An 18,395-nucleotide genomic window follows, 5' to 3' on the forward strand; every position below is an offset into this window, starting at 1 on the left:
ACGAACGGGCCGGGGTGCCCACCCCGGCCCGTTCGCGCGCGTCGGTCAGGCGCCGATGGCGTGGTAGCCGCCGTCGACGTGGACGATCTCGCCGGTGGTGGCCGGGAACCAGTCCGACAGCAGCGCCAGGCAGGCGCGAGCGGCGGGCTCCTGGTCGGTGAGGCTCCAGCCCAGCGGGGCCCGCTGCGTCCAGGCGTCCTCGAACTGGTCGAAGCCGGGGATGGACTTGGCGGCGATGGTGCGCAGCGGCCCGGCGGCCACCAGGTTGCTGCGGATGCCCTGCTTGCCCAGGTGCAGGGCGAGATAGCGGGAGGCGGACTCCAGTCCGGCCTTGGCCACGCCCATCCAGTCGTACACCGGCCAGGCCTTCGTGGCGTCGAAGGTGAGGCCGACCACGGCGCCGCCGGCGGACATCAGCGGCAGCGCCGCCATCGCCAGGGACTTGTACGAGTACGTGGAGACCTGCAGCGCGGTGGCCACGTCCTCCCACGGCGCGTCGAGGAAACCGCCGCCGAGGCAGCTCTGCGGGGCGAAGCCGATCGAGTGGACCACGCCGTCGAGGCCGTCGACGTGCTCGCGAACCTTGTCGGCGAGGCCGGCGAGGTGCTCGGGACTGGTCACGTCCAGCTCGATCACCGGGGCCGGCTCGGGCAGCCGCTTGGCGATCCGCTCGACCAGGGAGAGCCGGCCGTAGCCGGTGAGCACGACCTGGGCGCCGTTCTCCTGGGCGAGCTTCGCCACCGAGAAGGCGATCGAGGCGTCGGTGATGACGCCGGTGACCAGCAGCCGCTTACCGGCGAGCAGTCCGGACATATCGTCGTTTCCTCCGTACTTTCTCAGTGACCCATGCCCAGGCCGCCGTCGACCGGGACGACCGCGCCGGAGATGTAGCCGGCCGCGTCGCCGGCCAGCCAGGTGACCACGCCGGCGACCTCCTCCGGGGCGGCGAACCGGCCGGCCGGGATGGCCTTGCGGTATTCGGTGCGCCGTTCCTCGGGCAGGGCGGCGGTCATGTCGGTGTCGATGAAGCCGGGGGCCACCACGTTCGCGGTGATGTTCCGGCCGCCCAGCTCGCGGGTGATGGAGCGGGCCACGCCCACCAGGCCGGCCTTGCTGGCGGCGTAGTTGACCTGGCCGGCGCCGCCGTAGAGGCCGACCACCGAGGAGATGAAGATCATGCGGCCCCACTTGGCGCGCAGCATCTTCGTCGAGGCCCGCTTGGCGCAGCGGAACGCGCCGGTGAGGTTGGTGTCCAGCACCCGGGTGAACTGCTCCTCGGACATCCGCATGATCAGCGTGTCGTCGGTGATGCCGGCGTTGGCGACCAGCACCTCCACCGGGCCGAGCTCCGCCTCGACGGCGGTGAACGCCGCGTCGACCGAATCGCCGTCGGTGACATCGCACTTCACCCCGAACAGCCCCTCGGGCGCCTCGCCGGAGCGGGTCGTCACCGCCACCCGGTCGCCCTGCTTGGCGAACGCCTGCGCGATGGCCAGGCCGATCCCGCGGTTGCCGCCGGTCACCAGCACGGTACGGGCCACTGGGTTCCCCCTCTGCTCAGCCGATCTCGGTCGGAGGCGAGCCTAGGCGTTACCGACAGGTAAGCGCTAACGGCGGCGACGTCACCCCTGGTCAGGCCCCTGGCTCGTGGCCCGCTCGGGTGACCGGGGCGGGCGCTGTCGGCAGGGGCGGAATCCGTTGCGGCGAAGGCGTTGTGGGCCCCGCGCCCGGCCGCGCCCGCACCGCGCCGCCGGTGTACGATGATCCCCGTTCGCGGACCGGTTCCCGGCCCGCCGCCGAGCCCCGCCGACTCCAGGAGGTGATCGCTGTGCGAGATAGCGATCCTCCCAGTCGTGGCCGGGCCGCCCGTCAGCCCCGCTGAGCCACGACTCAGTCAGGTGAGCTGACCCAGATCCCGCTCCCCGCACCGCCCGCTCCTCGGCCACCGGCCGGGGCAGGTGGCACGTGCCGTCCCGCGGCGGAGCACCCCGGTCACGACTTCGTGTGCGCGCGTCCTGATCCACCCCTGCGGTCCGGTGGTCCACGCCCGGCCGCCCAGTCGCCACCCGGAGCCATCCATGAGCCGTTACGTCGCCCCGCTGGGCTTCACCCTCGCCGCCGTCTGGGTGGCCGTCCTGTTCGTCCTCACCGGCGCCGGCCACTGACCCCGCCGGGCGCCCTTCGGCGGCCCGGAGGTCGCGCCGCCGCCCGGCGGCCCGGACGCGCCACCGCGCCCGGGCCGGACCGCCGGCGTCACAGCAGGCGGGACGTCCAGAGCAGGCTCATCGCGCCGGCGCAGAGCGCCAGCAGCAGGGCGATGCCGGCGTACCACTGGGTGACCTCGCGAGGTTCGGTGCGGAACCCGATCGAGCTGCCCATGTCCTGGTAGACCTGCTTCAGCTCGCTCACCGAGGCCGCCTCGTAGAAGTACCCCTCGGTGCTCTCGGCCAACTCCGCCAGGGCCATCCGGTCCACCGGCACCCGCTGCAACTGCCCGCCGATGTCGACCTGGCCCGAGTCGGTGCCGAAGGCGATCGTGGAAACCGGCACGTTGGCCGCCTGCGCCGCCGCGGCCGCCTCCTCCACGGAGCGGCCGGACGTGCGGTAGCCGTCGGAGAGCAGCACGATCCGGGCCGGTGGGATGCCGGCGGCGCCGTCGGCGGGCACCGACCGGATCGCCTCCAGGCAGGTGAAGACCGCCTCACCGGTGGCCGTCGACTCGGCCAGCACCAGCCCGTCGATGGCGCTGGTCACCGCGCCGCGGTCCTTGGTCGGCGAGACCAGCACGTTGGCCGACTTGGCGAACGAGACCAGCCCCAGGTTGTAGCTGGCCGGCAGCTCCCCGACGAACTGCTTGGCCGCCTCCTGCGCCGCCTCCAGCCGGTTCGGCGTCACGTCGTCGGCCTGCATGGACAGCGACACGTCGATGGCGAGCATGACCGTGGCCCGCTCCAACGGCTCCCGGGTGTCCATCGCCGGCCGGGCCAGCGCCGTGGCGAGGATCAGCAGGCAGAGCAGGAACGCGGTGGCCGGGGCGTGCCGCCGCCAGCCCAACCCCTTCGGGGCCAGGGTGCGCAGCAGGTCCACGTTGGTGAACCGCATCGCGTACGCCTTGCGCCGCCGCTGCCGCCAGACGTACGCGGCGGCCAGGGCGAGCACCGGCAGCACCGCCAGCAGCCACCACGGTTGCAGAAAACGGATCATCGTGTCGTCCCCCGGGTGCGGGCGTGCCGCTGCGCGGCGACGAACCGCACCATGTCCAGCAGCCAGTCTCGGTCGGTACGCAGGCGCAGGTGGGCGGCACCGGCGCCGCGCAGGGTGGTGGAGATCGCGGCACGCTGGGCGGCGGCCGACTCGGCGTAGCGGCGGCGCAGCCGCGGGTCGGCGGTCTGCACCTCGTGCAGCTCCCCGGTCTCCGGGTCGACCACCGGCAGCACCCCCACGTCGGGCAGCTCCAACTCGCGCGGGTCGACCACCTCGATCGCCAGCACGTCGTGCCGGAACCGGAGCTTACGGATCGGCCGCCCCCACTGCTCCGGCGGTGCCAGGAAGTCCGAGACGACCACGGCCAGGCCACGCCGCCGGGGCGGGCGGTTGAGCAGGTCGACCAAGGCGCCCAGGTCACTGCGCCCGGGACGGACCGGGGTGCCGGCGATGGCCCGCAGCAGTCCCTGCGCCTCCTTGCGCCCGTTGCGGGCGGGCAACCGCAGCACGGTCCCCGCTCCCCCGTGCCCGGCCGGGTCGCCGGTGCCGACCACCGCGCCGATCCGGTTGCCGCCGCGCACGGTCAGGTGGGCCAGGGCGGCCGCCGCGGCGACCACCACGTCCCGCTTGAGCCACTGGCCGGTGCCGAAGTCGAGGCTGGCCGACAGGTCCACCGCCAGCCAGGTCTCCAGTTCCCGGTCGGCCACGGTCCGCCGTACGTGCGGCATGGTGGTGCGGGCGGTGACCGGCCAGTCCATCCGGCGTACGTCGTCGCCGGGGCGGTACTCCCGGGACTCGCCCGCCTCGCTGCCCGGGCCGGGGAGCAGACCGGCGTAGTCGCCCTGGAGCAGCCCGTCCAGCTTGCGGGTGACCATCAGTTGCAGCCGGGACAGCACCGCCTCGGTACGGCCGCCGCCGTCCACGGCCGGGGAGAGCTCCGGTCGGGTCACGGCCGCTGCCCGGGCCAGCCGGCGCCGGGCGGCGCGACCGGCGGCGGGGTGGCCTGCTGCCGGGGCGCGACCGAGGGCAGCGGGATGGTGGACATCACCCGGTGCACCACGTGGTCGGCGGGCACGTCGTCGGCGAGCGCGTCGTAGCTGAGCACCAGCCGGTGCCGCAGGATGTCCGGCGCGATGTCCTGCACGTCCTGCGGCAGCGCGTAGTCGCGGCCGCGCAGCAGTGCCAGCGCGCGGGTGGCCCGGACCAGGCCGAGCGAGGCGCGCGGGCTGGCGCCGTACTGGATGAGGCGGGCGACGTCCGGCATGCCGTGCTCCGCCGGCGTACGGGTGGCCAGCACCAGCCGGACCGCGTAGTCGACCAGGGCGTTGTGCACGAAGACCTGGTCGGCCTTGTGCTGGAGCGCGAGCAGGTCCGAGGTGGTGAAGACGGGCACCGGCTCGGGCGGCGCCACCCCCATCCGGTAGACGATCTCCCGCTCCTCGGCGTCGGTCGGGTAGCCGACCACGATCTTCATCAGGAACCGGTCGCGCTGCGCCTCGGGCAGCGGGTAGACGCCCTCCTGCTCGATCGGGTTCTGGGTGGCCATCACCAGGAACGGGTTCGGCACCCGGTGCGACTCGCCGCCGATGGAGACCTGCCGCTCGCTCATCACCTCCAGCAGCGCGGACTGCACCTTGGCCGGGGCCCGGTTGATCTCGTCGGCGAGCAGGAAGTTGACGAAGACCGGCCCGAGCTCGACGTCGAACTTCTCGCTGGACTGCCGGTAGATCCGGGTGCCCATGATGTCGGCGGGCACCAGGTCCGGGGTGAACTGGACCCGGGCGAAGGAGCCACCGACCACCCGGGCCATGGTCTCCACGGCCAGGGTCTTGGCCACCCCGGGCACCCCCTCCAGCAGGCAGTGCCCCCGGGCCAGCAGCGCCACGAACATCCGCTCGACCATCCGGTCCTGGCCGACGATGACCCGTTTGATCTCGAACAGCGCCCGCTCGAGCAGCGTGGCGTCCTCGGCCGGGGTGGTCACTGGCGCGGGCGTGCCCGGCGCGGTGCCGGTCGGTGTCGGGGCATCGGGCGTGGTCGGCTGGGCCACCGGTCCTCCACAGCATGATCGGTCGTCGCGGCGTGGTGCGTACCAAGACTGTCATGCCCGGCTGGGAGCCGAGGAGCGGAGAACCCCATTTTCGCCACCGCGTCCGGTCCGTCGAATCGCCGAACACGGGTGGACACGGAGGGGTACGGCGTGTGTACCATTCACCCGTCGCCGGGCGGCTCCCCCCGTGGCCGCCCGGCGCTCAAACCTCTCGTCCCGGCCCCTAGACTCGCCCGGATGACGTCTCCCCCACCTGCCGACGAGGCACCGGTCTGCTCGGCGCGCGGCTGCCGCGCCCCGGCGTTGTGGGCATTGCGCTGGAACAATCCCCGCCTGCACGACGCCGACCGGCGCAAGACCTGGCTGGCGTGCGCCGACCATCGGGAGTCGCTCGGCGACTTCCTGGCGGCGCGTGGCTTCCTGCGGGAGGTGGTGCCGGCCCCCGCATCGCCTACCCTCGAAGGGTGAGTCAGCGCAGCGGATCAGACCGGTGACCGGTGACGAGAACGGCGGGCCGGCCCCGGCCGGCCCCCTGGAGCCCTGGCCGGACACGGTCCGGTGGCAGCCCATCTCCCGCGACCTGATCTGGGTGGAGCTGGTCCGGCTGGCGGTGCTGCTCGGCGTGGTGCTGTTCGGGCTGGCGGTGGCCTGGGCCTTGACCGGTGTGCGGGCGTTCGGCTTCGCCCTGGCGCTGGCCGTGCTCGCCGGCGCGTGGCGGGCGGTCACCATCGTCCGCGCGGTCCGGGCCTGGGGGTACGCCGAGCGCCCCGACGACCTGCTGGTGCGGCACGGGCTGCTGGTCCGCCGGCTCTCCATCGTCCCGTACTCCCGAATGCAGTTCGTCGACGTCAGCGCCGGGCCCCTGGAGCGCGCCTTCGACCTGGCCACCGTGCAGCTGCACACCGCCGCGGCGGCGAGCGACGCCCGGGTGCCCGGGCTGCGCCCCGCCGAGGCGTCGCGGCTGCGCGACCGGCTGACCGCGCTGGGCGAGGACCGCGCGGAGGGTCTGTGAGCGCGAGGAGTGAGCCGGGCCTGCGAGCCCCGCAGTCGCGAACCAAGGCGACCCGATGACTGACGGAGGCCCCGAGCACGGTCCCACCGGTTCCCCGCCGGCTCCCCCGTCGGTCCACCACCCGTGGCCGGCGCCACCGCCCAACGGGCAGCCGTGGCCCGCGCCGCCGCCCGGTGGGCCGGCGGGTGAGGAGCCGCGTCGCCGGCTGCACCCGCTCAGCCCCGCCCTGCACGGTGCCAAGTCGCTGGTCGTGGTGATCGCCGGCCTGTCCTGGTCGACGCTGTCCCGGGTCGGTCTCGGCTGGTTCGCGGCGATGGTGGCGCTGCTCGCGCTCGGCGCCACGGTGCTGGCCGTGATCAGCTGGTACAACACCGGCTACCAGGTGGTCGGGCGGGAGCTGCGGGTGCACGAGGGGCTGCTCTGGCGGCGTACCCGGGCGATCCCGTTGGAGCGGTTGCAGGCCGTGGAGGTGGTCCGGCCGCTGTTGGCGCAGCTCACCGGCCTGGCCGAGCTGCGCCTGGAGGTGGTCGGCGGAGGCAAGACCGAGGCGCCGCTGGCGTACCTCGGGGTCGGTGAGGCCGCCGCCCTGCGCCGCCGGCTGCTGGACCTGGCCGGCCGGGCGCCGGCGGCGTGCCCGGTGCCGGCCGGCGCCGCGACCCATGAGGGTGTGTCGGCCGAGCCGCCCGGACGGCTGCTGCACGGGGTACGCAACAACGACCTGCTGGTCAGCCAGCTGCTCACCCCGCAGGCGTTCCTGCTCCCGTTCGGCCTGCTCTTCGTGGTGGCCCAGTTCCTCTCCGAGGGTTCCTGGTCGTTCATCGCGGTGGCCAGCACGCTGACCGCGATGGCCGGCGTGCTGCTCCAGCCGGTCCGCCGGGTGCTCGACGACTGGAACTTCCGGCTGGCCCGCGACGACGACACGCTGCGGATCCGCAACGGGCTGCTGGAGACCCGGGCGCAGACGGTGCCGCTGCGGCGGGTGCAGACCGTCGGGGTGACCTGGCCGCTGCTGTGGCGGCCGAAGGGCTGGCTGCGGCTGCGGCTGGAGGTGGCCGGCTACTCGGGCGCCGAACCGGACGACCGGAACCGGCCGGACCGGCTGCTGCCGGTGGGTGACCGGGCCGCCGGGGAGCTCGTCGTGGCGGAGGTGCTGCCGGGCGTACGGCTGGCGGAGCTGCCCACGACGGCGCCGCCGCGGCGGGCCCGCTGGCTGCGACCGCTGAGCCGGCAGGCGCTCGGCGCCGGCCTGGACGAGCGGGTCTTCGTGGCCCGCTCCGGTCTGCTGACCCGCCGGTTGGCGCTGGTGCCGTACGCCCGGATCCAGAGCGTGCGGGTGGTTCAGGGGCCGGTGCAGCGGCGGTTGCGGCTGGCCACCGTGCACGCGGACACCGCCGGCGGGGCCGGGGCGGCGGCGCCGCACCGCGACGTGGCCGAGGCGTGGGTCCTCGCGGCCGAGCTGGCCGAGCGGGCGCACGCCGCGCGACGCGCACGCTGAGCCGACCGGACAAGCCGGGCGGCCCGCGCGCAGGATCGGGTCAGCGGGCGGCCGGCTCCGGGGCCGGGTCCGGGTCGTCGGCCGGGACCGCCCCGGCCGGCCGGCGCCGGGCCCGCCAGGCGGCCCAGCCGCGCTCGGCCAGGCCGACCACCAGGAACGCCATGCCCACGTACGCCCAGCCGACCAGGACGTCGATGATGTAGTGCTCGCCGCTGTAGACCAGGGTGAAGGTCATCGCCAGCGGGTACGCCAGCAGCAGCGGCCACCAGCGCCGGCGCACCGACGGCATGAAGAAGACCACCACGAACAGCGCCCACGCGGTGTGCAGGGACGGCATCGCGGCGACCGGGTTCGAGGCGATCTGGCCGGCGTTGAGCACGTTGCCGGCGCCGTGCATGCCGAACTCCTTCCACCCGCGGGTGGAGATCCGGGCCACCTCGGGGAGCAGCCCGTTCTGGGCGGCCCACCACGGAGGGGCGGCCGGGTAGAGGAAGTAGGTGACCAGGCCGCTGGCGCAGAGGAACCCCCAGCGGCGCATGTACGCCCCCCAGCGGTGCCGGTTGCGCACCCAGAGCACCGCGGCGGCGGCCAGCGTCACCACGAAGTGCGAGAAGTAGACCCAGCTGGCCAGCACGTCGTACCAGTGCACCTCGGGACGGTAGAGGTGCTCCTGGAGCCAGACGGTCGGCACCTGCCCGCCGGTCGCCCAGCCGAGCAGGAACCGGTCGGCGACGATCAGCTCCAGCGCGTGCGGGGTGACGCCGTTGTCGGCGAAACCCCGGGAGAGGTTGTACGCGACGAAGAGCAGCACCACCGGCAGCCAGTCCCGGCCGAACTGGAGGTGGCTGCGCCAGGGGCGGGACGAGTTCCATGCGATGGTGCCCGCCCAGATCCAGACGAAGGCGTACGCCGGGTCGGTCGGCAGGCCGATGGCCAGCCAGCAGACGACGAAGGCGACGCCCCAGATCGCCATCGCGACCACGCGGCGACGCCCGCCGTCGGCCGGTACGCGGGGACCGGAGGGGGCGGGGGGCTGGGGCTCAGTCACGACGGCCATCGCGATCCAGGTTAACGGCGGGTGCCGGCGGACCGGACGCCCACCCTTGCGGCGGGGTCCGCGCGGTCCGCTCGGCCCGCCCGGTCACCCCCTAGGCTGGGGCCATGCAGGAGCAGCCGGAGCAGCCCTTCGAGACCGGGCTGACGGGCCGGGTCGAGTTGACCGTGACCGATGCCGACACCGCGCGAGCGGTGGGCTCCGGGGACGTGCCGGTGCTGGGTACGCCACGGGTGCTCGCCCTGGCCGAGGCCGCGACGGTCGCCGCCACGGCGGCCCGGATGCCGGCCGGCCGGACCACCGTCGGAACCCGGGTCGAGCTGGAGCACCTGGCCGCCACACCGGTCGGCCGCACGGTGGTGGCGCAGGCCCGGCTGTCGGCCGTACAGGGACGCCGGCTGGCCTTCGAGGTCGCCGTCACCGACGGGGCGGAGACGGTGGCGCGGGGCCGGGTGGAGCGGGTGCTGGTGGACCGCGAGCGCTTCGTGGCCCGGGCCGGGGGGACGGCGTGAGCGGCCTGCGGTTCGTCGAGGTCGCCGACCGGGTGCACGTGCTGCGCGAACCGCTGCTGGAGGTGAACGTCACCCTGGTGGTCGGCGACGGCGCGGCGCTGCTGGTGGACACCCTCTCCACCGCCGGGCAGGCCGCCGAGCTGGCCGCCGCCGCCCGGGCGGTCACCCCGGCCCCGTGGACGATCGTGAACACCCACCACCACTTCGACCACTGCTTCGGCAACGCGACGCTCGCCGCCGACCCACCCCGCCCGGTGTACGCGCACGAGGTGGCCGCGGCGGCGCTGCGCGACCCGGAGCGGCTGCGCCGGCAGGCGTACGAGGAGATGCGCGACGAGCGGCCGGAGCTGGCCGCCGAGCTGGCCGGCACGGAGCTGCTGGCCCCGACGCACACCGTGCACACCGAGACGGTGCTCGACGTCGGCGGCCGGCGGGTCGTGCTGCGCCACCCGGGCCACGGACACACCGACGCCGACCTGGTGGTGCACGTGCCGGACGCGGACGTGCTGGTCGTCGGGGACCTGGTGGAGCAGAGCGGGCCCCCGGCGTTCGAGGACTCGTACCCGCTGCGCTGGCCGGACGCGGTGGCCGACCTGCTCCGGCTGGCCACCGGGGCGACGGTGGTGGTGCCGGGACACGGCGAGCCGGTCGGGGTGGACTTCGTCCGGGAGCAGCACCGCCGGCTGGTGGACCAGGCGTGGCTGATCCGGGCCGCGCACACGGCGGACGCGCCGCCGGAGCGGGTGGCCGCCGAGAGCCCGTTCGGCGCCCGGCCGGGGCTGGTCGCCGCCCGGCGCGGCTACGCCGAGCTCGACGGCACGGCCTGAAGCCGGAGCGCCCGGCCCAGGCGGAGCGGCTCGGCCCAGGCAGAGAGCCCGGCCCAGGCGGAGGGCCCGGCCCAGGCGGAGCGGCCCGGCTCAGGCCGGAGCGGCCCGCCTCAGGTGTAGCGGCGCAGCACCTCGGCGCGGGTGGGCATCGAGACGGCGCCGCCCGGTGACTCGCAGACCAGGCCGGCGACCCGCAGCGCGAACGCCACCCGCTCGTGCCAGCCGGTCGGCTCGGCCGGCTCGCCGTCGACCAGCAGGTCGGCGATGAGCGCGGCCATCACCGAGTCGCCCGCGCCGGTGGCGTCCACCGCGCGGACCTTCGGCGCGGGGACGCGCACCGGATCGGGGCCGGCGGCGACCACCGCGCCGTCCGCGCCCAGGGTGACCACCACGCTTCCCGCGCCCAGCTCCCGCAGGTACGCGGCGACGCCCTCGACGGGCTCCCCCGGCCAGAGCAGCGCGGCGTCGGCGGAGCTGAGCTTCACCAGGTGCGCCCCGGCGGCGAACTCGACCACGATCTCGCGGAGCCCGGCCAGCGCGGCCGGGCCGTCGAGCAGCCGGGGACGCACGTTGGGGTCGAGGACGCGCAGGCCGGTGGCGAGCGACCAGGCCCGACGGGCGGCGGCCAGCACCGGCGGGCTCAGCAGCACGATCGACCCGGCGTAGAGCACGTCGGCGCCCTCGACCAGGGCGACGTCGAGGTCGTCCGCGGTGAGCAGCCCGTACGACGGCGGCTCGCCGTAGAAGCGGAAGTCCGGTTCGGGGCCGGCGTGGGTGGCCACCGCGAGCGCGGTCGGGGCCGCGACGGTGACCGTCCCGGCCAGGCCCACCCCGGCGGCGCTCAGGAAGGCGCGGATCCGGTCGGCCAGGACGTCGTCGCCGAGCGAGCCGACGAACTGTGCCGTGCCGCCGAGCCGGGCCACCCCGACCGCCACGTTGAGCGGGCCGCCGCCGATCTCCTGCCGGAAGACCGGTCGGCCCTCGCTCTCGGCGTCGAGCAGATCGACCAGCGCCTCGCCGAGCACCACCGCGTAACCCACATCGCCTCCCGCGTCCGCCGGTCATGTCCAGGCTGGCACAGTACGCGCCCCGCCGGGCGTTCCCGCCACGGTAACCGCCGGCGAATCCCGCACATCGAGGAATGCCTATTGCCTTCCGTGTCGGGGCGTGTTGGGATCGGCGGTGCCGGGAGGGCGTGGGGGCTGCCGCGCCACCGGCGCCGGGTTCGACGCGAGGGCACCGGTCCGCCACGGGCGGACCGACGACGGCCCGCGTACGCCGGTTCCCCGCCGGACCGGACACGCCGGCCGCACGATCGTCCCCCTGTCGCCGCGGGCCGGCCGGGCACCGCCGCACGCGTCAGCGGGCTCCCCCACCACGAAGGAGAACCCGTGCACCGATCCCGTACGGCCGCGTTGCTCACCGCGGCCGTCACCCTCGTCGCCGGGGCGTTCGCCCTGGCCACCGGCTCCGACCCGGCCGCCGCGCACGGTGCGGCGATGACCCCGGGCGCCCGGACGTACCTGTGCTGGAAGGACGGCCTGAGCGCCACCGGGGAGATCAAGCCGAACAACCCGGCGTGCGCCGTGGCGGTCGCCGAGAGCGGGGCGAACTCGCTCTACAACTGGTTCGGCGTGCTGCGCTCCGACGCCGGCGGCCGGACCGTGGGCTTCATCCCGGACGGCAAGCTGTGCAGCGGCGGCAACCCGGGCTACGCCGGCTACGACGCCGCCCGCACGGACTGGCCGGTCACCCACCTGACCGCCGGGCGGACGATGGAGTTCCGGTACAGCAACTGGGCGCACCACCCGGGCACCTTCTACTTCTACGTCACGAAGGACAGCTGGAGCCCGACCCGGCCGCTGGCCTGGAGCGACCTGGAGGACCAGCCGTTCCTGACCGTCACCAACCCGCCGTCGATCGGCTCGCCGGGCACCAACGACGGGCACTACTACTTCACCGGCGCCCTGCCGGCGAACAAGAGCGGCCGGCACGTCGTCTACTCCCGCTGGGTCCGCTCGGACAGCCAGGAGAACTTCTTCGGCTGCTCGGACGTGACCTTCGACGGCGGCAACGGGGAGGTGACCGGGGTGGGCCCGGGCGGCGCCCCGTCGCCGACGCCCACCGGCCCGACGCCGACCCCGACCTCGCCGAGCCCGACGCCCACGCCGACGCCGACCTCGCCGAGCCCCACGCCCACCCCGACGCCGACGATGCCGGCCGGCGGGTGCATGGCGGTCTACAGGGTGGTGAACTCCTGGCCGGGTGGCTTCCAGGGCGAGGTCACGATCATGAACCACACCACCCGCGCGTACGCGGGCTGGACGGCGAACTGGACCTGGCCCAGCGGACAGAGCCTGAACTCGGTGTGGAACGGCACGCTGAGCACCAGCGGGGCCGCGGTGACGGTCACCAACGCCGCCTGGAACGGCACCGTCGCGCCGGAGGCGACGACCACCTTCGGCTTCACCGCCAACACCCCGGGCGCCAACACCGCCCCGACGGTCAGCTGCACCGGCCGCTGACCTGTCGGCCCGGGGCCCCGCGCGAGGCGAGGGGCCCCGGGTCTCAGCGCACCATGCTGCCGACGACCGGCTTGGTGAGCAGCGCGGAGCGGTTGCGCTGGATGCCCGGGTCGAGGGTCTTGGCGACGAAGATGGCGTGCCAGACGCAGAAGATCAGGACCGTCCACACCTTGCGCGAGTTGTCGGCCTCGCCGCGCTTGTGCGCCTCCAGCAGCCGCATCGCGTACGGCAGGTCGACCAGCTCGCCGGCGCCGGAGGTGGCCAGCATGTGCCGCGCCCACTCGTACATCTCCCCGCGCAGCCAGACCCGGGTCGGGGTGGGGAAGCCGAGCTTGCGCCGGTTCACGATCGGCGGCGGCACCACGTCGCGCAGGGCCTGGCGCATGGCGTACTTGGTGGCGTCGGAGCGGGGCGGGATCTTCAGGTCGACCGGGACGCCGGCCGCGACGTCGAAGACCTCCCGGTCGAGGAAGGGCACCCGCACCTCCAGCGAGTGGGCCATCGAGATCCGGTCGGCCTTGACCAGGATGTCCCCGCGCAGCCAGGTGTAGAGGTCGACGTACTGCATCTTCGTGACGTCGTCCAGCTCGGTGGCCTCGGCGTAGATCGGTGCGGTCACGTCGGTGTAGCGCACCGACGGGTCGTACTGGCGCAGCAGCCGGCGCTTCTCGTCCTCGGTGAACATCCGGGCGTTGCCGTAGTAGCGCTGCTCGATCGGGGTGGTGCCGCGCTCCAGGAAGCTGCGGCCCTTGACCCCCTGCGGGATCACCCGGGCCAGCGCGCGCAGCCCGGCCCGCAGGCCCCGGGGCAGCCCGTCGATGCCGGCCAGCGAGAGCGGCTCCCGGTAGATGGTGTACCCGCCGAAGAACTCGTCGGCCCCCTCGCCGGAGAGGACCACGGTCACGTGCTCGGCGGCCTTCTTCGCCACGAAGTAGAGCGGCACCAGCGCCGGGTCGGCGACCGGGTCGTCCAGGTGCCAGACGATCTTCGGCAGCGCGTCCATCATGTCCTGCGGCCCGATCTTGGTCGGGATGGTGGTCACGCCGAGGTGCCGGGCGGAGTCCTGCGCCACGTCGATCTCGGAGTAGCCGTCCACGTCGTAGCCGACGGTGAAGGTGAGGATGTTCGGGTTGAACTCGCGGGCCAGCGCGACCACCGCGGTGGAGTCGATGCCGCTGGACAGGAACGAGCCGACGGGCACGTCGGAGCGCATGTGCATCCGGACGCTCTCCCGCAGCGTCTCCCGGATCCGGTCGTAGAGCCGCTGCTCGTCGCTCACCGGGGCGGGCCGGAACACCGGCCGGTACCACCGGCGGACGTCGATGCGGTAGCCCGGGCTCCAGGTCAGGCACTCCCCCGAGCCGATCCGGCCGATCCCCTTGTGCAGGGTGCCGGGCTCCGGGACGTACTGGAGGGTGAGGTAGTGGCTCAGGTTCGCCGCGTCCACCCCGGCGTCACCGGTACGCGCCGACGGCGCGAACGGCAGCAGCGCCTTCTTCTCCGAGGCCAGGTAGAGCCCGTCCGGGGTCTCCAGGTGATAGAGCGGCTTGATGCCGAACCAGTCCCGCGCGCCGAAGGCCCGCCGCTCCTGGCGGTCCCAGATCACGAAGGCGAACATCCCGCGCAGCCGGTTGAGCACCTGCTCGCCCCAGTGGTGGTAGCCGGCGACGATCACCTCGCCGTCACCGGCGGTGGCGAACCGGGCGCCGAAGTCCTGGATCAGCTCGTCGCGCAGCTCCACGTAGTTGTAGATCTCGCCGTTGTAGGTGAGCAGGTAGCGGCCGTCGGCGTACGACAGCGGCTCGTGGCTGGACTCCACGTCGATGATCGCCAGCCGCTTGTGGCCGAAGACCACGTCGGTGCGGCGGCCGGTGGTGTCACCGACCACCTCCACCCCGGTCTCGTCGGGGCCGCGGTGATGCAGGCACTCCAGCGCCTCGGCGACGGCGTCCCGCCGGTTTGCCGCGTTTCCGTGCGCACTGAAAAATGCCAGAAGTCCACACATACCAGGAATTTTTACACGCAAATCGGACCCGCGAGGCCGCCTCGGCAGACCCGCCCAAAGCCGTGCGCGGTAGCGTCTGGTCCAGCAACGAGGCGACAGGGAGGCGGATCATGGCCGAGGAGCGGGCCCAGGGGAAGCCGGCGGACGGCACCGAATCGCACGACCCGGACTTCCCGGAGGCGTTCCTGGCCTTCATGCGGCAGGGCTGGCGGGACACCGAACTGCCGGTCGGACCCCGACCCGAGGTGCCCAACCACGCCAAGCGCCGCGCCGCGCTCTCCGCGGCGTTCCCCGGAGAGACCCTGGTCATCCCGACCGGCGGCGAGAAGGTACGCGCCAACGACACCGACCACCCGTTCCGGCCCGGCAGCGACTTCGCGTACCTGACCGGCGACCTGGACCCGGACAGCGTGCTGGTGCTGCGGCCCAACGGCTCGGGCCACGACGCGGTGCTCTACATGCGTCCCCGCTCGTCCCGGGTGACCGACGAGTTCTTCCGCAGCCGCAACGGCGAGCTGTGGGTGGGCCGGCGGCACACGCTGAGCGAGAAGTCGACCGAGCTGGGCCTGCCCACCGCCGACCTGACCGAGCTGGAGGGCGCGCTGGCCGACTGCGCTCCGGGGCGTACCCGGGTGCTGCGCGGTTTCGACGCGCGGGTGGACGCGGCCGTGCGTCCCTACGACGGCGCCCGCGCCGAGGGTCAGCCGGCCCGCGACCGGGAGCTGGCCATCGCCATCTCGGAACTCAAGCTGGTCAAGGACGAGTGGGAGATCGCCCAGCTCCAGGAGGCGTGCGACGCCACCGTGCGGGGCTTCGAGGACGTGGCCCGGGCACTGCCGGCCGACCGCCGGGTCTCCGAGCGGCTGCTGGAGGGGATCTTCGCGCTGCGGGCCCGGCACGACGGCAACGACGTCGGCTACGGCTCGATCGTCGGGGCCGGCGAGCACGCGACGATCCTGCACTGGGTGCACAACCACGGCGCCACCCGCCCGGGTGAGCTGCTGCTGATGGACATGGGCGTGGAGAACCGCAACCTCTACACCGCCGACGTCACCCGGGTGCTGCCCGTCGACGGCCGCTTCACCCCGTTGCAGCGCCAGGTGTACGACGCCGTCCACACCGCCCAGCAGGCGGCCATCGACATCATCCGGCCCGGTGTGGCGTTCAAGGACGTGCACCTGACCGCGATGCGGGTGCTGGCCGAGGCGCTGAAGGACCTGGGCCTGCTGCCGGTGAGCGTGGACGAGGCGATGGACCCGGCCTCGACCGTCTACCGCCGCTGGACGCTGCACGGCACCAGCCACATGCTCGGCATCGACGTGCACGACTGCGCCAACGCCCGTAAGGAGAACTACCGGGACGGCGCGCTCGGCGAGGGCTACGTGCTGACCGTCGAGCCGGGGCTCTACTTCCAGCCCGAGGACGAGCTGGTACCGGAGGAGCTGCGCGGCATCGGCGTCCGCATCGAGGACGACATCCTGGTGACCGCGACCGGTTCGGTGAACCTCTCCGCCGGCCTGCCGCGCCGCTCCGACGAGGTGGAGACCTGGCTGGCCGAGCAGCGCGAGGCAGGCCCCCGCCTGCCCGGCTGAGCCTTCGACGCCCCTCGACGGGCCCCGAGCACCGGCGTTTCTCACGCCGGAGCCCGGGGCCCGTCGTCGTTGCGCGCTGTCCGCCGGTCCATCCGTTCTTGACCGCTTACGCGGGGTTTCCTCGTATTCGCCTTTCTTGCGAGGATCGTTCTCATACGGTAGCGATCAGAGGCTGCAACCGATTTGTGGCTGGTCGCGCCCCTTCGGGCAGCGCGGCCCCGTCTGGTAGCACGAGAGGGCGGAAGGCTCTGATGTCCAACGACGTAACCACTTCCGACGGCGGGACGCACACCGTTCCGCCGGTGCGGAGACGGCGGGCGCTCTGGGTCGCCACCGGCGTGGCCGGGCTGACCGGCGTCGTCGGCCTGGCGGCCCTGGGCGGCCTCGCCGCACGCGAGAACAAGGCCGACGACGCCCAGCAACGGGCGGACCAGCAGGCCGCCACGGCCCGGCAGAACGTGAGCGACGCGGGCCCGGGCGCCGAGGAGGCCGCGAAGGACGACACCCGCCGGGGCTCCGACTGGGACGCGCGGGAGGCCAAGGACCGCTACGACGCCAAGGACGAGCACGGCCGGGTGCGGGAGGTCCCCTGCGACGACGACAAGCTGGTCGAGGCGCTCGACCTGGCCAACCGGGACCACGGCGGCACGATCAAGCTGGCCGAGCACTGCACCTACGAGCTGGACTTCGCCGACAAGAAGTCCGGCGGCGCGCTGCCGACCATCAAGCAGGAGATCACCATCAAGGGCAACGACGCCACCATCAAGCGCGACTCCGAGGACGCCTTCCGGCTCTTCCGGGTCGCCGACGGCGGCGACCTGACCCTGAAGGACCTCACCCTGACCGGCGGCAACGCCGCCGAGTTCAAGTACGGGCAGATCCCGGGTGGACCGGGTGTTCCGGGCGGCGCGGGGGGCGCCTCGGCGGCGCCCTCGTACGCGAAGCCGCAGACCAAGGAGGGCGAGGCCGACGGCGGCGCCCTGCTGGTCGAGCACGGCGGCAGCGCCCACCTCAAGAAGGTCACCCTGACCCGCAACAACGCCGAGGGCAACGGCGGCGCCATCGCCAACTACGGCCGGGTCGACATCGAACACAGCAAGATCGCCGACAACCACGCCCGCGAGAACGGCGGCGGCATCTTCAACCTCGGCCTGCTCCACGTCGAGGACTCGAAGATCGTCAACAACACCGCCGGCGAGAACGGCGGCGGCGTCGCCAACGGCCGCGGCAAGGACCGCAAGGGCGGGTACCCGTTCGTCGAGGGTCGCGACAAGGTTGGCAGCGTCGAGATCGTCGACACCTCCGTCGAGGGCAACCGGGCCGACCGCAACGGCGGTGGCGTATTCAGCTCCGGCGGCTTCGTCAAGATCACCGGCGAGGGACGGGACCACGAGGGCGGCTGGGGCGGCGGCGCGGCCGACGCCGGACAGGACCAGCGTGGCGACCACCGGTACGCCGCCCAGGCGGTCGTCAAGGGCAACAACGCCTGCGACAGCGGCGGCGGAATCTACGCCCACCACACCGACCTGGACCTGCGCCATGTCCTCGTCGTGAAGAACCACGCCGGCCAGGACGGCGGCGGCATCGTCGTCATCGGCGACGAACGCCGGAAGGCCACGGCCCCCGGCGGGGAGGGCGGGCACACGAGCGCGACGGTCGCGGACAGCGCCGTCGTCGAGAACACCGCCGGACGCTTCGGCGGCGGCATCTTCAACGGTGAGCCGGTGGAACTGCGCACCCTTCCCACCACCATGGCGGCCCTGGACGGACCGCGGGACGGGGAGCACAACAGCGTTCGGCTGACCCTGCGCGACACCTGGATCAAGGGCAACACCGCCGTCAACGGCGGCGGCATCTTCACCAACGCGGGCACGGTGACCCTCAGCAGGACGAAGGTCACCGAGAACACCGCCACCGGCGTCAAGGAACACTGGTTCGCCGGCGGCCTCGACGTCAGCTTCCGGCTGGCGGGCGGGATCCTGAACGACGGTGGCGAGGTCCGGCTCGACGACGAGTCGACCGTGACCGACAACGACCCGAGCAACTGCGCGGGCACCGTCGAGAACTGCTTCCACTGAACGAACCACCACATAGCGCGGGTGGTCCCTCTCCGCCGCCG

The 18,395-nt window shown here is 73.7% G+C and carries 17 protein-coding genes; 9 read left to right on the top strand and 8 right to left on the bottom strand.

From position 1 onward, the window contains the following. Positions 1-45: 45 nt before the first annotated feature. A complete protein-coding gene (gene fabI, locus GA0074704_RS21505) occupies positions 46-813 on the bottom strand; it encodes an enoyl-ACP reductase FabI (protein ID WP_088972172.1) in 768 nt (255 codons plus the stop codon). A gap of 23 nt (positions 814-836) precedes the next feature. Next, on the bottom strand, positions 837-1,541 hold the full coding sequence (fabG, locus tag GA0074704_RS21510; RefSeq protein ID WP_088972173.1) for a 3-oxoacyl-ACP reductase FabG: 705 nt from the start codon (positions 1,539-1,541) through the stop codon (positions 837-839). Positions 1,542-2,036: 495 nt separating this feature from the next. Between fabG and GA0074704_RS29705 the strand changes: the two genes are divergently transcribed. Further along, complete coding sequence (locus GA0074704_RS29705; RefSeq protein ID WP_269458906.1) at positions 2,037-2,165, top strand: hypothetical protein; 129 nt, start codon at positions 2,037-2,039, stop codon at positions 2,163-2,165. Positions 2,166-2,253: 88 nt separating this feature from the next. On the opposite strand, the gene GA0074704_RS21520 is transcribed toward GA0074704_RS29705, so the two are convergent. The 3 genes from GA0074704_RS21520 to GA0074704_RS21530 are packed head-to-tail and all read right to left on the bottom strand — an operon-like array spanning position 2,254 to position 5,254. Further along, positions 2,254-3,204 carry a VWA domain-containing protein gene (locus GA0074704_RS21520; RefSeq protein ID WP_088972175.1) on the bottom strand — a complete coding sequence of 317 codons (951 nt, stop codon included), beginning with the start codon at positions 3,202-3,204 and terminating at the stop codon, positions 2,254-2,256. Continuing rightward, positions 3,201-4,172 carry a DUF58 domain-containing protein gene (locus GA0074704_RS21525; protein WP_377470700.1) on the bottom strand — a complete coding sequence of 324 codons (972 nt, stop codon included), beginning with the start codon at positions 4,170-4,172 and terminating at the stop codon, positions 3,201-3,203. Before GA0074704_RS21525 ends, GA0074704_RS21520 begins: the two co-directional genes overlap by 4 nt. Beyond that, a complete protein-coding gene (locus GA0074704_RS21530) occupies positions 4,151-5,254 on the bottom strand; it encodes an AAA family ATPase (protein ID WP_088972176.1) in 1,104 nt (367 codons plus the stop codon). The genes GA0074704_RS21525 and GA0074704_RS21530 overlap by 22 nt, the downstream gene beginning before the upstream one ends. A gap of 237 nt (positions 5,255-5,491) precedes the next feature. On the opposite strand from GA0074704_RS21530, the gene GA0074704_RS21535 reads away from it, so the two are divergent. From GA0074704_RS21535 to GA0074704_RS21545, 3 genes are read left to right on the top strand one after another with little or no spacing between them, the layout of a single operon-like run. Then, positions 5,492-5,722, top strand: a complete 231-nt coding sequence (locus GA0074704_RS21535) for a hypothetical protein (protein ID WP_088972177.1) — start codon at positions 5,492-5,494, stop codon at positions 5,720-5,722. Positions 5,723-5,744: 22 nt separating this feature from the next. Next, on the top strand, positions 5,745-6,266 hold the full coding sequence (locus tag GA0074704_RS21540) for a PH domain-containing protein (protein WP_088972178.1): 522 nt from the start codon (positions 5,745-5,747) through the stop codon (positions 6,264-6,266). 55 nt (positions 6,267-6,321) lie between these two features. Beyond that, positions 6,322-7,761, top strand: a complete 1,440-nt coding sequence (locus GA0074704_RS21545; RefSeq protein WP_088972179.1) for a PH domain-containing protein — start codon at positions 6,322-6,324, stop codon at positions 7,759-7,761. 40 nt (positions 7,762-7,801) lie between these two features. Here the strand turns inward: GA0074704_RS21545 and GA0074704_RS21550 are convergent, their stop codons facing one another. Further along, positions 7,802-8,818 (bottom strand): phosphatase PAP2 family protein, encoded by a 1,017-nt coding sequence (locus GA0074704_RS21550; protein ID WP_088972180.1) that lies wholly within the window; start codon positions 8,816-8,818, stop codon positions 7,802-7,804. Between the two features lie 104 nt (positions 8,819-8,922). On the opposite strand from GA0074704_RS21550, the gene GA0074704_RS21555 reads away from it, so the two are divergent. Continuing rightward, complete coding sequence (locus GA0074704_RS21555) at positions 8,923-9,327, top strand: thioesterase family protein (RefSeq protein ID WP_088972181.1); 405 nt, start codon at positions 8,923-8,925, stop codon at positions 9,325-9,327. Further along, the gene (locus tag GA0074704_RS21560) at positions 9,324-10,154 is read left to right on the top strand and encodes an MBL fold metallo-hydrolase (protein WP_088972182.1); all 831 of its coding nucleotides are present in this window, start codon (positions 9,324-9,326) and stop codon (positions 10,152-10,154) included. Before GA0074704_RS21555 ends, GA0074704_RS21560 begins: the two co-directional genes overlap by 4 nt. Positions 10,155-10,264: 110 nt before the next feature. Here the strand turns inward: GA0074704_RS21560 and GA0074704_RS21565 are convergent, their stop codons facing one another. Continuing rightward, positions 10,265-11,194, bottom strand: a complete 930-nt coding sequence (locus GA0074704_RS21565) for a carbohydrate kinase family protein (RefSeq protein ID WP_088972183.1) — start codon at positions 11,192-11,194, stop codon at positions 10,265-10,267. Positions 11,195-11,545: 351 nt separating this feature from the next. Here GA0074704_RS21565 and GA0074704_RS21570 point away from each other — a divergent pair, with 351 nt between their 5' ends. Further along, positions 11,546-12,679, top strand: a complete 1,134-nt coding sequence (locus GA0074704_RS21570) for a lytic polysaccharide monooxygenase auxiliary activity family 9 protein (protein ID WP_088972184.1) — start codon at positions 11,546-11,548, stop codon at positions 12,677-12,679. A 43-nt stretch (positions 12,680-12,722) separates the two neighbouring features. Here the strand turns inward: GA0074704_RS21570 and asnB are convergent, their stop codons facing one another. Then, positions 12,723-14,684, bottom strand: coding sequence for an asparagine synthase (glutamine-hydrolyzing) (gene asnB, locus GA0074704_RS21575; protein WP_088972185.1), 1,962 nt, complete (start codon positions 14,682-14,684; stop codon positions 12,723-12,725). Between the two features lie 110 nt (positions 14,685-14,794). On the opposite strand from asnB, the gene GA0074704_RS21580 reads away from it, so the two are divergent. Both GA0074704_RS21580 and GA0074704_RS21585 read left to right on the top strand, forming a co-directional pair. Further along, positions 14,795-16,276, top strand: a complete 1,482-nt coding sequence (locus GA0074704_RS21580; RefSeq protein WP_088972186.1) for an aminopeptidase P family protein — start codon at positions 14,795-14,797, stop codon at positions 16,274-16,276. Between the two features lie 302 nt (positions 16,277-16,578). Then, complete coding sequence (locus tag GA0074704_RS21585; protein ID WP_231926633.1) at positions 16,579-18,354, top strand: hypothetical protein; 1,776 nt, start codon at positions 16,579-16,581, stop codon at positions 18,352-18,354. The last annotated feature ends 41 nt before the right edge of the window (positions 18,355-18,395 follow it).

The sequence above is a fragment of the Micromonospora siamensis genome (genome assembly GCF_900090305.1).
Taxonomy (GTDB): Bacteria; Actinomycetota; Actinomycetes; order Mycobacteriales; family Micromonosporaceae; genus Micromonospora; species Micromonospora siamensis.